The organism is Butyricimonas hominis, assembly GCF_014287455.1.
Lineage (GTDB): Bacteria > Bacteroidota > Bacteroidia > Bacteroidales > Marinifilaceae > Butyricimonas > Butyricimonas muris.
On sequence record NZ_JACOOH010000009.1, the window covers coordinates 191538 to 206508 of the forward strand.

Here is a 14971-nt window from a genome sequence, read left to right on the forward strand (position 1 = left end):
ACCTCATAATAAACCTTGTACACAAGTCCTTATATTTTCCCCTCTCACGTAACTCCCCACAATCCTATTGGTAGCATCCAATACGAAAACAGAAGGAACCGCACTAATCTTATACAACTGTGCAGCAGACGATTGCCAACCTTTCAAGTCCGACACGTGCCTCCACGTCAAGCCGTCTTCCTTGATCGCTTTCAACCAAGCCTCCCGGTTTGAATCCAATGACACGCTGATAATTTCCAATCCCCGCTCCTTGAACTCGTGATATATTGCCACCATATTAGGATTCTCCGCACGGCAAGGTCCACACCACGATGCCCAGAAATCCAGTATTTTCACCTTCGCTTTCACCGAATAAAGAGATAACGAATCCCCTTCCGGTGTCAGTAATGTAAAATCGGGAGCTATTTCCCCCTTCGCTGTTATTTTCGCATCCAAATAACGTTGAGTGATAATCTTCCCGTAAGGAGTATCCTTCATCTCGTCACTCAATAAATCATACATCGGCTTCAATCGCTCGAATCTCATTCTCGGGTTCTGTTTGAACACGACATACAATCCGGGTAAGCTATTCCCTTGTTCCTTCAAAAAACGGAATTCACTTTCCCTGTAAATAGAATCCAACTCATCATTTCTTTCTATCAACTGCCGACAAGTCTCCCGCTCCCCCGCTTTTCGTGCCTCTGCAAAAGCCTTTTCCAACTCGGGCATCTCTTTATATATATCCGCCTTTTGCATCATAAATTCATTATAACTCTTCTGAAGCCCGCCCCCGTTCACTTCCGATTGCTCGAATTGCCCCTTATTCAAATAAATATGAAAAGATTGATTCTCCAAAAACAAAGGCAACACCTGATGTCTTGATTTCCCTTGTACTTGTGCAATTAAAGGCCGCGGGACACTCCCTTCAAATCTAAATATCCTAGACTCGACAACCGCCACACCTAACGTATCCCATCGACCTTCAATATTTCGAGCCGCAAGAAAAAGTGTATCCCCCTCCATTCCATCAACCTCTCCAAAAACGATAAACTTCTGTTGTTCACCACACCCGAACAAAAAACTCAAACAAAAAACAATAAAAGATATTCTTCTCATCATACATCTGTTTTAATACACGGTAATCACATCAAATAGAAGACTGTTGTAAACACCCGAAAGTACTATTCCGGTAACAAATTATTCCTAAAAACTCTCTCCGTCAGCTAAGCCGACGGAGAGAGTTCAAATCTCAACTATCAATACCTCCTAAAAATACATCAATCTCCCCCGGTAAATGCCCAATCGGACTTGTAAGCCCAACGGGAAGGACATCGCTCCAGTACCATTCTCAACCTTCTCACTTGATCGACAGAGAGAGAATTCTTGTAACTATACATATCCAGCACATTAAAGGACGTGAAATACTCCATGGGACGGGTCGGATCATTCTCCGGTTGACCGTCCAGATTATTTCCTTTATAAACAGTGGGATAATAACCATAGTCAAAACTATAAGTATCCGGACAATAGTCGCTATCCCCATCCGGGTTCAAATAACTATACTTGTCACACCTCGTCTGAAGTATCCCGAAATACTCCGCCACCGGAGTTGCCAGACTAAATTCATTCTTCCCTTGCACTGTTGACGGGGACAACAAAGCCGCCAAATTCACCATAAATCCGACATCACGACAATCCGTTACATCATTTACCGTGAAACTATCCATATGTTTCATGGTCAATCCCGGGATAGATTCCAAATCATAGTCGGAATGTATCACCGAAGGAGCCAACATCCTGTACGACGTCGAAGCACCCGTCGTTGAAGTCGAAGTCGTGAATCTCGCGACCCAGATATTCATATACTTATTCGGGTCCCAGATAAGCGTTTTCTTCTTATTCAAAATATAGGCCAAATACTGGGTAGTCTTCGTGGAGGAAGTTCCCATTGCCGTGAAATCGGTTGCTGAAATATCCACGATATTCTTTCCGGGTTCCTGCATTTTCAACCCGTTGTAATCATAGGTCGCCAATTTAAACACGACCTTCGCGTTTCCGGCATTCGGGTCTGTCGTGATCTTCCGGTTAAAAGCATCGGACACCCGTTGAAGTTGCCCTTCCAAAAATTCCACGCTCAAATCATAACCGGGAGCAGCCGTGGCAGGAGGCACGAGTATATGGAAAACAACCGGAATCACGATCTCCTCGTAACTCTCGTCCGGCAACTCCCGAATCGTGATATCCAACCGATTACTTTCAAGATTTCCCCCTTTCGCGTAAAATTGTAACACCGTCCCCGGGGCATCCGTCGTCGTGGAATAATAATTACCTTCCACCACCTTACCATTCCCGTCATACACTTTCACGTAGTCCGCCGGTAACTGATCCGAAGGAACCAAAAACTCTTCCTCGATCTCTTTCCCGTAAAATTCTTTCGTGTCTTCATCCCGACCATACGCCATCACCTTTCTCTTGGCATACACGAAAGTACGGAAACCCATCTTATTGACTCCGTTAGGCACTAACGTCTTATGATCCCCGCGTAACTCGATTCTTGAAATTTCATCCGGTGAAATATTCAAATCAAAAATCACACTCTCTTCTTTTTCACACGAGGTCAAAAACAACATCGTGATTAAAAAAACGATTATATATCTCATAACATTTTCATTTACATTTATTACTTCCAACCCGGATTCTGGGGTATATTATTGTACATCAACTCGTAATCAGCTGGTAGTGGGAACGTGTACCTGTAATCATCACTTTCCAAAGTGTACGTTTTCACTTCGTTCGTCGCCTCGTCTTTTGCCTGACGCGTAACTTTTACCCCCGTCCGTTTCATATCCAGCCAATTCATTTGCTCCTCGTAAGCGAACTCCTTACGACGTTCTTTCAGGATCTCACCAATCACGTCATTACCGGTATAACCCGTGTATCCCGGAATCTTGCTACGCTTGAACTCGTTCAGTAATTCCAGCGCCCCATCTTTCCCTTGACGGGCAAGAGCTTCCGCTTCAATCAACATCAAATCGGAATAACGGAATAAAACATGCACATCGTTAGCGCTATGATCATCCGTCGCCTGCCACCTCGTTACGTATATTTTACCATCAATCTCCTTAAAATACACCTCCCGACGGATATCATTCGCATCATACAAGCCGTACAATTCCTCGGAAGGACATTGTACCAACAACTGTTCCGGTCTTCCCCATGGAGCATAATCATTCCCCCCGTAAGCGTATATCGCGAAACGCAATAAAGCGAACTTATGCGGTTTCGTCGTACCTTTCCCGAAAGGAACCGTCGTCAACTCGAATTGTTCGTCTACCGTATTTTCTACACGTTCATTTTTTCTAGCCTCCTTCGCATAATATTCCGCCTTACTCCAATCATCATCTTCCGCCGCACAAGACTCTGCTTTAAATTGATATGTTTGAGCGAGAATAGCGTATATTATCCTTTTATTAAAAAATATATTCCAAGCTTCGTCAGGCACCGTTTCATACGCTAGAACATCCATGATCTCCCCGATTAGCTTCGCGTACAAATCCGTCTGTTTCCATCTTTTCCCGCCTTGAACCACATCGGCATCAAAATTAAAGGGGATACCGTACTCGTTTTTGTCATATGGAGCAAACAACTGATTCAACCGAAGTAAATAATAAGCTCTCATCACCCTCGCTTCTCCCGATATCCTCTCGCCATCCGTTTTATTATAATCCGGCACATTCTCCAAATCTTTCAACACCATATTAATGTACCCGATAGAAACAAAGACCTCCTTCCATAGCTCACTTGGAAATAAATATCCTTCCCAGTTCTTAATCTCCCCGTATTCCTTTACAAAATTCTGACCACCGCGAGCAGGATTGGCAAAATCGTCAAAAAGGAAATTAACCATATCCAAATCGTTCGTGTATAAAATGGACGATACATTATTACGCCTCGTGAACGGGTACTGCACGTATTCATCATTAAACCGTACACCATTACTCACGTATCCCTTGCAATAACTCGAGGATGTTGTCGCAAACAACAACGTGGACATAGCATCCCGGACATCACTGATAGTATAAACTACTTTCGTATTTTTAGGAGGCATATCCAAAAAGTCAGCACACGCCCCGCAGAAAAACACCATGACAAACAATAAAAATATATTTCTTTTCATAACCTTCAAATTAAATACCTATTGACAACGAAACAGTATACGAGCGAGCACTCGGGTAAGTAAAAGCACCTTTCGTCTCCGGGTCTATTCCCCTGAATTTCGTCAACGTGAAAACATTAGACATATTAAAGTTAAGGCGAGCCCGGGTGATCCGCAATTTAGCGCATAACTCCGGTTCCAAATTATACCCGAAAGAAATATTGTTGCATTTCAAATAATCTCCCTTCTCGAAGCGGAAATCAAATAACTGGTATAAATACTCCGTCCTACTCGTGCCGTACTTGGGAATATCGGTTTGATCTCCCAACTTTCTCCAGCGGTTCGCTTCAATCTTCAGCACATTCTTCGCCGCGGCATAAGCCGTCCCGCCGGAGTAATACTAGAACGAGCGGGCCAGATGCCCCGTCATGTAAGTGAATTGGGCGAAAAGACTAAACCTCTTGTAATTGAATTGAGTCGTAAAACCTCCGGTAACAGGCGGATCACTCCGTCCCAAATATCCCCGGGAAGCGTTAGCTAATTGCGTAGTCAAATCATTATCCATATTATACACGTACTTCCCTTCCGCGTTCAATGTACCCAATCGGTTACCGTCATCATCAAACCCATCCACGTAAGCTAACGTATTTCCCGTGTACGGGTCTACGCCCGCGTATTTATAGCCATAATACGCCTTCACGGGTTGTCCCTGAATATACAAACTATACAAAGATTCAAAAGTAGAATTTGTGCTGGCAGAAATCTCGCTCAACTCTTGATAGTAGGTATCCGTAACCTTATCTTTATTCTTTGTAAAGTTCACGGAAGTAACCCAACTAAAATCATTCGTCCGCACGTTCAGGGTTCTCAAGCTAATCTCCCATCCCCTATTATTCACCGATGCCACGTTCGCCGCCACGGAAAGACGTCCCGTGGATGCCGCTATCTTCTTATCGTCCAACAGATTTCGCGTATCATTATTATAATAATTCACGACCAGATTTATCCTGTTATTAAACAACGACGCGTCGAACCCGATATTCCGGTTCTCCTGACGTTGCCACTTGATCGACGGATTGGAAGGATCGTAACGATCCATAATCTTCTCTCCGTTGTACGAGAAATTATCTACCTTACGCAAAACAGAGAAAGGCAAAGCGTTGCGGTCGATACTTCCGACAAAACCGTAAGAAACCCGGAAAGCCAACTGATTGATAAAACCGAATCGACTCATGAAAGCCTCGTTATGCAGGTTCCACTTGCCACTCACGTTCCAAAGCGGAGAGAAACGATTCTTCGTCCCGATAATATCCACCCCGTCCAAACGGGCACTTCCTTGAAACACGTAGCGGTCTTTATAACTGTAAGATCCCGTCATAAACAAGGATACACTTCTATCCTGCGTTTCGGAATGAGATCCCAGACTCGATAACGAATTTTTAAAAGCCGATTTCAACGTCCATCCTGTCAAATCAGGATAAGTAGCCACCCCGTAGACATCACTCCATTCCGGGATCATGCTCGTGAAACCGTATCCTTTTGAAGAAGAAACCTCCTGCCCGAAATAAGCATTGATATAATGATCCTCACCGGAGAATCCGCGTGCAAATTCCAACTGATTGCGAATCGTCCATTGCTGAGAACGGGAAGTCGATTCCCGAATCATACCGTTATTCATCTCGTCCGGCACCTCCCCCTCCGAGTACAATCCCGCGAGCCATGAAGAGGCTTTCGAGGCATACGAGCCGGGAACCAATTCCTTCTTCGAGTGATTGTTCGAACTCGAGAATGTCCCCATGGAAGAAAGCATCAATCCTTCCAAAATCTTGAACTCGAGTTTCAAGCTGACCTGATTGCTCAAATATCTTGATTTCGTCGTGTTCTCGTTCATATCCTTCAAGATATTGAAATCATACTTGTACCCGTCCTTTATGGCGCTCAAAGTGGAATAAGAACTACGGTCGTACTCGTACTCCCCGTTCTCATCATACACACGCTCGTAAGGATTGGCATAAGTCGCGTAATCCAGCGGGTTCACGGGAGAGGCGGAACTACGGTCATTACGCAAACTACTTCGCACATCGAAATGAACCCTCAGGAATTTATTAAAATCATGAGTCAATTTCATCGAGGCACCCATGCTCTCGTACTTGTTGTTCGGCATCACACCCTCTTGTGACAGGTAAGAAAGACTACCGTAATACTGTGTCGTTTCGTTACCGCCGGAAAGTGAGATACTGTAATTCTGCGTCTGCGCCACCCGGAAAATCTTATCGAACCAATTCGTGTTGATTTTACTCAACCTCTCAATTTCCGCCTCGGCATCCGATTTTGAAATCAAACCGTTATCCACGTTCTTCAACAACTGATATACCCGTCCCCCGATATTCAATCCCGGGAAATCTTCATATATACCCCGTTCGAAAGCAATTTTCTCCCTCGTGTTCATCATCTTCAGGCGATTATCCGGGGCTTCGCTCAAACCGTAAGAGGCTTGTATATTAATATACGACCGCCCGGCAGTTCCCCGCTTCGTCGTCACCACGATAACCCCGTTCGCCGCACGGGAACCGTAAATGGCAGTGGCGGCAGCATCCTTCAACACGGTGATACTCTCGATATCATCCGGCGGGATATTACCGATACCGCTCGTCAGCACCGTTTCCTCGAACTCCGTACCACCCATGCTCACCTCGGGAACATTTCCCGTGAGCGGCATCCCGTCCACGATCCAGATCGGATTCGTATCGCCGGTCAACGAATTGATACCCCGAATCCGTATACGGGCTTGGGCTCCCGGTCGTCCGGAAAGATTCATTACCGCGACTCCCGCCATTTGTCCCTTCAACACGTCCTCCACGCTGGTGTACCCTTTATTGGCGATATCTTTCGAGGTAACCACCTCTACCGATCCCGTCATCCGCTCTTTCTTAATCTCCTGATAACCGGTAACGACCACCTCGTCCATCTCCGTCGAACTCTCCTCCAACACCACCGTGAGCGGTTTGTCCTGCTTCTTGTAAACCACGTCTTTCATCTTCATCCCGATGAAAGAAAACCGCAAGACGATCGTATCCTGCTCGGGAATGGTCAACGTAAACTCACCCTTTACATCTGTTGCCACCCCGATAGCCGTACCCTTCAACAGAACGGACACGCCCGGTAGCGTTTCACCCTTTTTATCCTTCACGACACCCTTTATCGTGATTTTCTTTACTTCGTCCGGTAATACCGTCTTTCTCTCCGAGATCAGGATATAATTATCCCTGACCGTGTAGACGTATTTATCACCCAACACCTGTTCCAAAATCTCTTCCAACGTGCCGCTCGTCGATGTCAAAGCAACGTCTTTCTTCACGTCCAGAATCGACGTGTTGTAGAAAAACTCGTACTGACTCTGTTTCTTGATCTGCTTGAAGATCGATTCTATCGTACCGCTCTTCACGTTAAAAGTTTCCTGTTTTCCCTGCGAGTATCCTACCCTAGCCCATACACTAGAGGCTGAAATCAATAATAATAAAAATAGATTCCGCATGTACCTCAAAATTTTACACATCCATTTTTTTTTCATACCTTTGTTATTATAGTTTATAACTCATTCACGAAAAGAGTTTGGTCGACACGCTTCGCGAATGCTGTTTATTGATTATTTAAACGGGGAGGGTGAGAACTCCCTGTTTTTCATTTATTCATAACTAAAATCTTCTTGCCCGAAACCTTGAACTTCACGTCCGTGACGGTTTCGATCATCCCTAATAAATAACTCGCCGGTCGGTCTTTCTCCGCGGCACCGCTAAAACGTAATCCGCACAAAGAGGCGTCCGCGTATTCAACTTCACAGTCATACCAACGATTCAATTTGGTCATAATATCTTCCAGACGCATATCCTCAAACCGGAATTTCCCTTTCATCCATGACACGTAAAGATCGGTATCCACTTCCTCCGTCCGTACCTGCCCGTCCCGCTTGGAATAGGCAAGCATCATACCCGGCGTAATTTCATATTCTTTTACAGCTACACGCCCTTCCAGCAAAGTCGTTTGGGCTTGATAGTCATCCTCGTAGTCCGACACGTTGAACGAAGTTCCCAACACACGCACATCCATACTCGAGGTCTTGACAATAAACGGCTTCACACCTTTCACGACATCAAAAAAAGCCTCTCCCTTTAATTTCACTTCCCGCACATCACCGTGAAACGGTACCGGGTATGTCAACGACGAACACGAATTTAACCGGACACTCGAACCGTCCGACAAAAGTACCCGATACTCTCCCCCCGCCGGAACCGTGATTGTATTATACACCGGCTGTACCGCACCGTCCCCCGCCAAAGTATAATCCAGCACTTTCGTCGAATCATTCTTGATAATCATCCCCTCCCGATCCCTAATCGTCACCGCCTCCGTCAACGGGACTTGACGCCCGTCACTCAATTGCAAAACGACAACTCCCTTTGCCGGAAGTATCTCCTGTTGAACCAATTCCACTCCATTTTTCTTCGCTCCTTGATTGTAGTAAGCAATGCCCCCCGCGACCAAGCATAAAATAACCGCGGCAACGGCACAGCGGTATATCCACCCGATGCGTCGTCCTTTCCTTCCGTTTACCCGGTTTTCAATAGAACTCCACAATTGATCCAACTTTCTCTGCGGAATTTCAGGCAATAGCTCGGCTTCCTGCTCAAACTGCTGATACCACCGAATAATACGTTCTTTCTCCTCCGGGGTACATTCATTCTCCCGGTATTTTTTCAATAAATCATATATTTCGTTTACGCTCATAAATTCTTGTCCTTTATTATATGACAAATCGGAGCGACAGGTAGTACTATTCTAAAATAAAAAATTATTCTGCATCATTTCATTTCGCAATCGCCGAAGCACCTCTGTCAATTGATTTTTAACGGTTTGCTCCGACACGGAAAGTTTACCAGCGATCTCTTTCACTGACAAATTTTGTTCCCGACTAAGTATATACACACACTTCAACCGGGGCGGCAATCCCTCGACGACCTCTTTTAACTTGTCATTCAAATCTTCCGCCACAATTTTCACCCACGTGTAATCATCCGCTTCCTCCTTCTCACCCTGCGCCAACTCGTGATGTTTATCCCGGATTTGTTCCAATTTTATCGTGTTTAGAATATGATTCTTCAACGAAACCATCAAATACCCCTGCACGGAAGAAGTTACTTCCAGAGAACTCCTTTTCTCCCAAAACTTGACGAAAAACTCTTGAAAAATATCATCCGCGTCAAAAGAAGAATTTACCCGAACAAGAATATGACGATACACCATTTTGGAATAACGGGAATACAACTCATGAAAAGCAGCCGCGCTACCTTCACGAATCGCATGAATAAGCTCCATATCCGACTTCCGCAATTGCATAAGACCCCTGTATATTACATGTTCGAAAATAACCCTTTATCTCAGACCTTTGAAACAAAGTTAGCAATAATTTCCTTAATCACAAGTTTCCGTACATTTGTCTTGTATCCCGAAAGACCTTTCACACGGGTACGCCGATCATTTGCTTTCCCCATCAGCTTTCTTTTTTTATTGGCAGAAAAAAAGACGGTTCCGCCTGTCCCGTTGCGTAACACCTCAACGGCTGTGGATGCATTAACACTCCATCACGGGGGTACGGAACCGCCGTATGGAGATAACAGGCACAAAAAATGCCTGTCACATTGTGGCAGGTTTCCCCGCCGTTGAGTATGTTACGCATTACAAATATACAAACATTTCTACAAAAACAAAACACTTTTTCACTATTTAGCCCACTCCCCCTCCACTCCTCACTTGTTGTATACCAACCGTTATACTAGGGTATATCTTGAGCGAAAGATAAAACGATCTTCCAACCTGCCGGACAAATCATAAGCGGGGCAAATCATAAGCGGGTGTTAAAAAAGCATATTCTTTGCTAAAACGTGGGCGAACAGTAGGCGATATGTAGGCGATATGTAGGCGATGCCGCCCAATAGTCACCCAATAGTCATAAGAAAGCCGCATGACAGTAGAGTTTCACCCCTATTCAGAGATAGTTAAAGACTTATTCTTCCGAAACCAATTTCACATTCAAGGGATGCCGCACGACAAAACGGGCTCCCTCCGTGTAGTTCTTGTCAATCCAGATATCACCGCCCATCATGGTGATTGTCAATTTACAAATTGCCAATCCGAGCCCTGTACCCTGCACGTATTCATCCAATTTCTCAAAACGCTCGAATACCTTCTTTTGCTTCTCTTCCGGGATACCGCAACCGGTATCCGTCACGCTGAAATAAATACAATCTTCTTTCTCGTCGACCTCGAAAGCTAAAGTGATACTTCCTCGCAGCGTGAATTTATTGGCGTTGGATAATAAGTTTATCAATATCTGCTGCAAACGCTGAACGTCTGTCCGCAACATATATTGTTCACATGGAGCCTTGAACACGTATTCGACACCATCTTTTTTACCATAACTCGTCGTTGCCAACACGCTCTGGCACAACGAAACAAGTTCTGTTTCCTCGAACGAGAATTTCAAACGCCCTGTTTCCAACCGGGATATATCCAGAATATCATTAATCAACCGAAGCAAGAGATCCGAATTTTTCTGTATAATTTCTACAAATTCACGACGGGTAGCGACATCATAGTCATCCGCCACCAGCACACCGGAGAAACCGACGATAGCATTCAACGGGGTACGAATCTCGTGGCTCATGTTAGCCAAGAACGCTGATTTCAACCGATCCGATTCCTCCGCCCTCTCTTTCGCCTGACGTAATTCGATTTCTATCTGTTTCTGCTTGGTCATATCTTCCAGACGCATCACCACTCCCAGTAAATTCTTCTCCTCGTCAAATACCGGATTCGCCAGAATATAAATGTAATAATTTCCCTGTTTCACAATCGTGTCCGCCACCTTACCCGTTCTCATCGCCGTAACAGCCGGACAGTACGGGCAAGGCTGATCCAAATTCCGTAACGCTTTATAGCAAACCTCCCCTTTCGAATTGGATACACATTCCATAAGAGCCGTAAAATCAACCCCATTATGCCACTTGATCGTGAAATCGGGATTAATAAATTTAATTCCCGTGTTCACGTTATTCAGAATAAGGGTATTATCCTTTTGCGCTTCAACCAAAGCATCCTTAAACCGCTTCGTGCGAAGGTAAAAATACATCGCCAACACGAATCCCAGCAATAACAGGATAAATGCCAGCGCAACCCCTATGATTTGATACTTGTATTCCTCGAAATAAGATAACTTCTTATTGTAGAAGAGGGCACCCTTTGCCACCTCTTTATTCAAAAAGTTACCCTTCCTCAATTTCTCGTAATCAAAACAATATTGATTGGGAATAATCTGTAACCCCTGTTCGGACAATACCGAATCGGACTGGTTTTCCAACCCTATGACCAAACGGGCAATATCTTTACCGACAGTCCTGTATTCCGGTACGCGTCCCCCGGTAGCCCAATACCCCATACCGATAGAAGTAACGGTAAAAGCCGGCAAACCCGGATTCGTCATCATCATCGAATACGTGGCATTCCGCATGAAATACCCGTCATTCTTGTCCACTCGCCAAGTTCCCAATAAAATCGCAGTCTTCTCGGGTAATGTTGAGATTTTTTCGGTAATCGAATAAACGGTATGTTTCCGACCGTCCAATAAAATTAGATCCAAATCGGGATACTTTTCCCGCATTTCCTCTTTTACAAGAGCCTGCAAAGAAACACCGCCATAACTATTATCGGAAATAAAGGCAATATGCTTCGTGTCGGGATAGAAATCCAGAATCAACTCAATATTTTTTTCAACATCGTACTCGTAAGCGAATCCTAAAATACGGAAATTCTTTAAACTATCATTGACAACATCCACACTCTCCGATTCCCAATTCTCGAGATCCGTCCCATCCTCCGGCAGCAACACGGCGTTCCGGCTCACCATTCCCCCTATAATCGGAATATGAAAAGAGGTCAGTGAATCCTGTGAAAGATAGGATGTCCATGCTTCCTGCCCCAGCAAGATAATCGCCTTGGGCAAACTCTTGCCGGTGTATTTCGCCAAAATATCTTTCATCCGGGATTTCCAAGAGCAAGCCTCGGAAAAACTCTTACAGTTCATGTTCTCTATTGCCACCGAAGATTTACCGCTCGAAGCATTGTATTCATCCAAAAATTCGGATATATTCCGGGATGTCTGCGAGGTTTCGGGGTTATAAGAACTGATTATCAATATCAATGAATCCGGGCCAAGATTCTTGCCTGTCGTCGTCCAGCTTATGCACAACAACAAAAAGAACAAGCATCCATGCTTCAAATATTGATATTTTTTCCAGAGAAATTCCAACATCTTCTTTTTAGTAACGTCGCAAAGATATTAATTTTCATACAAAATCGAACAAAATATTTCTTTTCCTGCAAAAAGAATATATCTTTGAGTTCAACCTAAATAGTATTCTTTATGTCAAAGATTTCTTGCGTTAGCAGCAAATATTTTGAAAACACCGCAACATTAAAGCAAATAGCTGATTCCGTGTACACTCCCTATTTCTTTCTTTACACGAAATCTCCCTCTCCCCGGCTTGGGGCATACGCCGAGGAACGTTTTGTTCAAATCGCCCGGGCGACCGGAGCCGTCATGCTCTATTCAGATTATTACGCGGAACGCGAGGGACACCCCGCTCCCCACCCGACCATAGAATATCAGGCGGGGAGCCTCCGTGACGATTTCGATTTCGGTTCCGTGCTTCTTGTAAAAACAGAAACGTTCAAAAAAGTCGTTGGAGAAATGGACACGAATTACCGGTACGCGGCACTTTACGACCTGCGCCTGCGCCTCTCCCGGGAAGGACAAATCTTCAGGATTCCCGAATTTCTGTACACGGAGATAGAACAGGACACCCGGCGTTCCGGGGAGAAGCAATTTGATTACGTGAATCCCCGGAACCGGGAAGTACAGATAGAAATGGAACAGGCATGCACGGCTCACCTGAAAATGGTAGGAGCCTATCTTTCCCCGCAATTCAAAGCCATTGACCTGACCCGCGAATCATTCGGGACGGAAGCATCGGTCATTATTCCCGTGCGCAACCGGGAGAAAACCATTGCCGACGCCATTCACTCCGTCCTCACGCAACAAACCGGTTTCAAATATAATATCCTTGTCATTGACAACCATTCCACGGACAACACCACCCGAATCATCTCCGACATCGCCTCAAAAGAACGGCGAGTGATTCACCTCATCCCGGAACGCACGGATTTGGGTATCGGTGGGTGCTGGACGCACGCCGTCATGCATCCGGCTTGCGGACGTTTTGCCGTGCAACTGGACAGTGACGACCTCTATATCAACGAGAAGGTATTGCAAACCATTGTCGATACTTTCCGCGAGCAACAATGCGCTATGGTCATCGGCAGTTACCGTATGGTCAATTTTAATCTGGAAGAAATTCCCCCGGGAATCATCGACCACAAGGAATGGACTCCCGACAACGGACGCAACAACGCCCTACGCGTAAATGGATTAGGAGCTCCGCGAGCTTTCTATACCCCTTTACTCCGGGAAATAAAAATCCCGAATGTCAACTACGGGGAAGATTACGCTACCGCTTTGGCTATTTCACGGGAGTACCGGATCGGGCGTATATACGAACCGCTATACCTGTGCCGCCGCTGGGAAGGTAATTCCGATGCAGACCTCGACATTCAACGGGTAAATCAACACAATTTCTATAAAGACAAGATTAGAACGATAGAATTATTCGCGAGACAAACAATTGAAAATGGAGAATTGAAAATTGAAAATGAACAAAACAAGAGTTGAATTTGTGCGGCTGGAATCTAAAATCTAAAATCATAAATCTAAAATCAGCATGTTTTTTGATCCATTCTTAGAAGACCAATTAGCCGTTTGGGCAACAGCGAGCAACAATTACGACCGTTTAAAACAGGTGCTTTATCGCTCGGTAGACTTTGGAGATTTCCAAATACGCGTACAACACAACCCGGACAGGATACTGTCTGCCGCGGCAAAAATAGACGAGGCCTCTCTCAAAGCGAGAGCCTGTTTCCTGTGCAAAGAGAATATGCCACCGGAACAACAGAGTTTTGATTATAACCCGACATTTGATATACGGGTGAACCCTTATCCCATATTCTCCCGGCATTACACGGTTCCGGCAAAACAGCATATCCCGCAACTCATTGCCGGGCATTTCGGAGATATGCTGAACATCGCCCGCGCTTATCCGGAATATACCATCTTTTACAATGGTCCCCGAAGCGGAGCCTCCGCTCCCGATCATTTTCACTTCCAACTGGCGCCTCGTTATGAAATGCCCTTGGAAACGGATATAACCCATTGTAGCAAAGAAATTTTATTTACCACTCCCGACAAAACCTTAATCGTAGAAAGCATAGAAGACTATATCCGCAAAAACATCATCATCCGTTCCGCCGACAAGGAGCTTCTTGAACGAAATTTCCATGAGATTTTAAACATGATCGGCAAGGTCACTCCCAATGATCCGGAACCCATGATTAATCTTTTCGCTTGGCACGAGAACGAGGAATGGCAAATCGTCATATTCCCCCGCCGTCAACATCGTCCATGGCAATTCTTTGCCGAGGGAGCGGATAACATATTGTTCAGCCCCGGTTGCGTGGACTTCGCCGGATTAATCATCTCCCCCCGCAAAGCTGACTTCAACCGCCTCGACGTTCCCCTCCTGCGGGACTTATTCGGCCAACTGACCTTAACTGATGAACAATTTAATAATTTACGATTTATGATTCACGATTTACGAATGTCTTAAAAGC

At 45.1% G+C, this 14971-nt stretch carries 10 protein-coding genes; 2 read left to right on the forward strand and 8 right to left on the reverse strand.

Annotation, left to right across the window (positions count from 1 at the left end; all coding sequences use genetic code 11):
* Positions 1 to 3: 3 nt before the first annotated feature.
* From H8S64_RS18975 to H8S64_RS19010, 8 genes are all read right to left on the reverse strand, one after another.
* The gene (locus tag H8S64_RS18975) at positions 4 to 1098 is read right to left on the reverse strand and encodes a TlpA disulfide reductase family protein (protein WP_186978248.1); all 1095 of its coding nucleotides are present in this window, start codon (positions 1096 to 1098) and stop codon (positions 4 to 6) included.
* A 158-nt stretch (positions 1099 to 1256) separates the two neighbouring features.
* Positions 1257 to 2639, reverse strand: coding sequence for a zinc metalloprotease (locus H8S64_RS18980; protein WP_186978251.1), 1383 nt, complete (start codon positions 2637 to 2639; stop codon positions 1257 to 1259).
* A gap of 20 nt (positions 2640 to 2659) precedes the next feature.
* Positions 2660 to 4156, reverse strand: a complete 1497-nt coding sequence (locus tag H8S64_RS18985) for a RagB/SusD family nutrient uptake outer membrane protein (protein WP_186978253.1) — start codon at positions 4154 to 4156, stop codon at positions 2660 to 2662.
* Positions 4157 to 4166: 10 nt separating this feature from the next.
* Positions 4167 to 4496: a hypothetical protein gene (locus H8S64_RS18990; RefSeq protein ID WP_186978255.1), complete on the reverse strand. Its 330-nt coding sequence runs from the start codon at positions 4494 to 4496 to the stop codon at positions 4167 to 4169.
* A 39-nt stretch (positions 4497 to 4535) separates the two neighbouring features.
* Positions 4536 to 7670 (reverse strand): SusC/RagA family TonB-linked outer membrane protein, encoded by a 3135-nt coding sequence (locus H8S64_RS18995; RefSeq protein ID WP_186978257.1) that lies wholly within the window; start codon positions 7668 to 7670, stop codon positions 4536 to 4538.
* A 146-nt stretch (positions 7671 to 7816) separates the two neighbouring features.
* On the reverse strand, positions 7817 to 8920 hold the full coding sequence (locus H8S64_RS19000; protein WP_186978259.1) for a FecR family protein: 1104 nt from the start codon (positions 8918 to 8920) through the stop codon (positions 7817 to 7819).
* A 51-nt stretch (positions 8921 to 8971) separates the two neighbouring features.
* On the reverse strand, positions 8972 to 9529 hold the full coding sequence (locus tag H8S64_RS19005; RefSeq protein ID WP_186978261.1) for an RNA polymerase sigma factor: 558 nt from the start codon (positions 9527 to 9529) through the stop codon (positions 8972 to 8974).
* A 667-nt stretch (positions 9530 to 10196) separates the two neighbouring features.
* Complete coding sequence (locus tag H8S64_RS19010) at positions 10197 to 12500, reverse strand: sensor histidine kinase (protein WP_186978263.1); 2304 nt, start codon at positions 12498 to 12500, stop codon at positions 10197 to 10199.
* A 111-nt stretch (positions 12501 to 12611) separates the two neighbouring features.
* Here H8S64_RS19010 and H8S64_RS19015 point away from each other — a divergent pair, with 111 nt between their 5' ends.
* Positions 12612 to 13976, forward strand: coding sequence for a glycosyltransferase family 2 protein (locus H8S64_RS19015; protein ID WP_186978264.1), 1365 nt, complete (start codon positions 12612 to 12614; stop codon positions 13974 to 13976).
* A gap of 49 nt (positions 13977 to 14025) precedes the next feature.
* Positions 14026 to 14967, forward strand: coding sequence for a DUF4922 domain-containing protein (locus H8S64_RS19020; protein WP_186978266.1), 942 nt, complete (start codon positions 14026 to 14028; stop codon positions 14965 to 14967).
* Positions 14968 to 14971 lie beyond the last annotated feature (4 nt).

Coding starts and splice junctions, on each gene's coding strand:
- H8S64_RS18975 (WP_186978248.1), bottom strand. CDS start 1,098: ATGATGAGAAGAATATCTTTTATTGTTTTTTGTTTGAGTTTTTTGTTC.
- H8S64_RS18980 (WP_186978251.1), bottom strand. CDS start 2,639: ATGAGATATATAATCGTTTTTTTAATCACGATGTTGTTTTTGACCTCG.
- H8S64_RS18985 (WP_186978253.1), bottom strand. CDS start 4,156: ATGAAAAGAAATATATTTTTATTGTTTGTCATGGTGTTTTTCTGCGGG.
- H8S64_RS18995 (WP_186978257.1), bottom strand. CDS start 7,670: ATGCGGAATCTATTTTTATTATTATTGATTTCAGCCTCTAGTGTATGG.
- H8S64_RS19000 (WP_186978259.1), bottom strand. CDS start 8,920: ATGAGCGTAAACGAAATATATGATTTATTGAAAAAATACCGGGAGAAT.
- H8S64_RS19005 (WP_186978261.1), bottom strand. CDS start 9,529: ATGCAATTGCGGAAGTCGGATATGGAGCTTATTCATGCGATTCGTGAA.
- H8S64_RS19010 (WP_186978263.1), bottom strand. CDS start 12,500: ATGTTGGAATTTCTCTGGAAAAAATATCAATATTTGAAGCATGGATGC.
- H8S64_RS19015 (WP_186978264.1), top strand. CDS start 12,612: ATGTCAAAGATTTCTTGCGTTAGCAGCAAATATTTTGAAAACACCGCA.
- H8S64_RS19020 (WP_186978266.1), top strand. CDS start 14,026: ATGTTTTTTGATCCATTCTTAGAAGACCAATTAGCCGTTTGGGCAACA.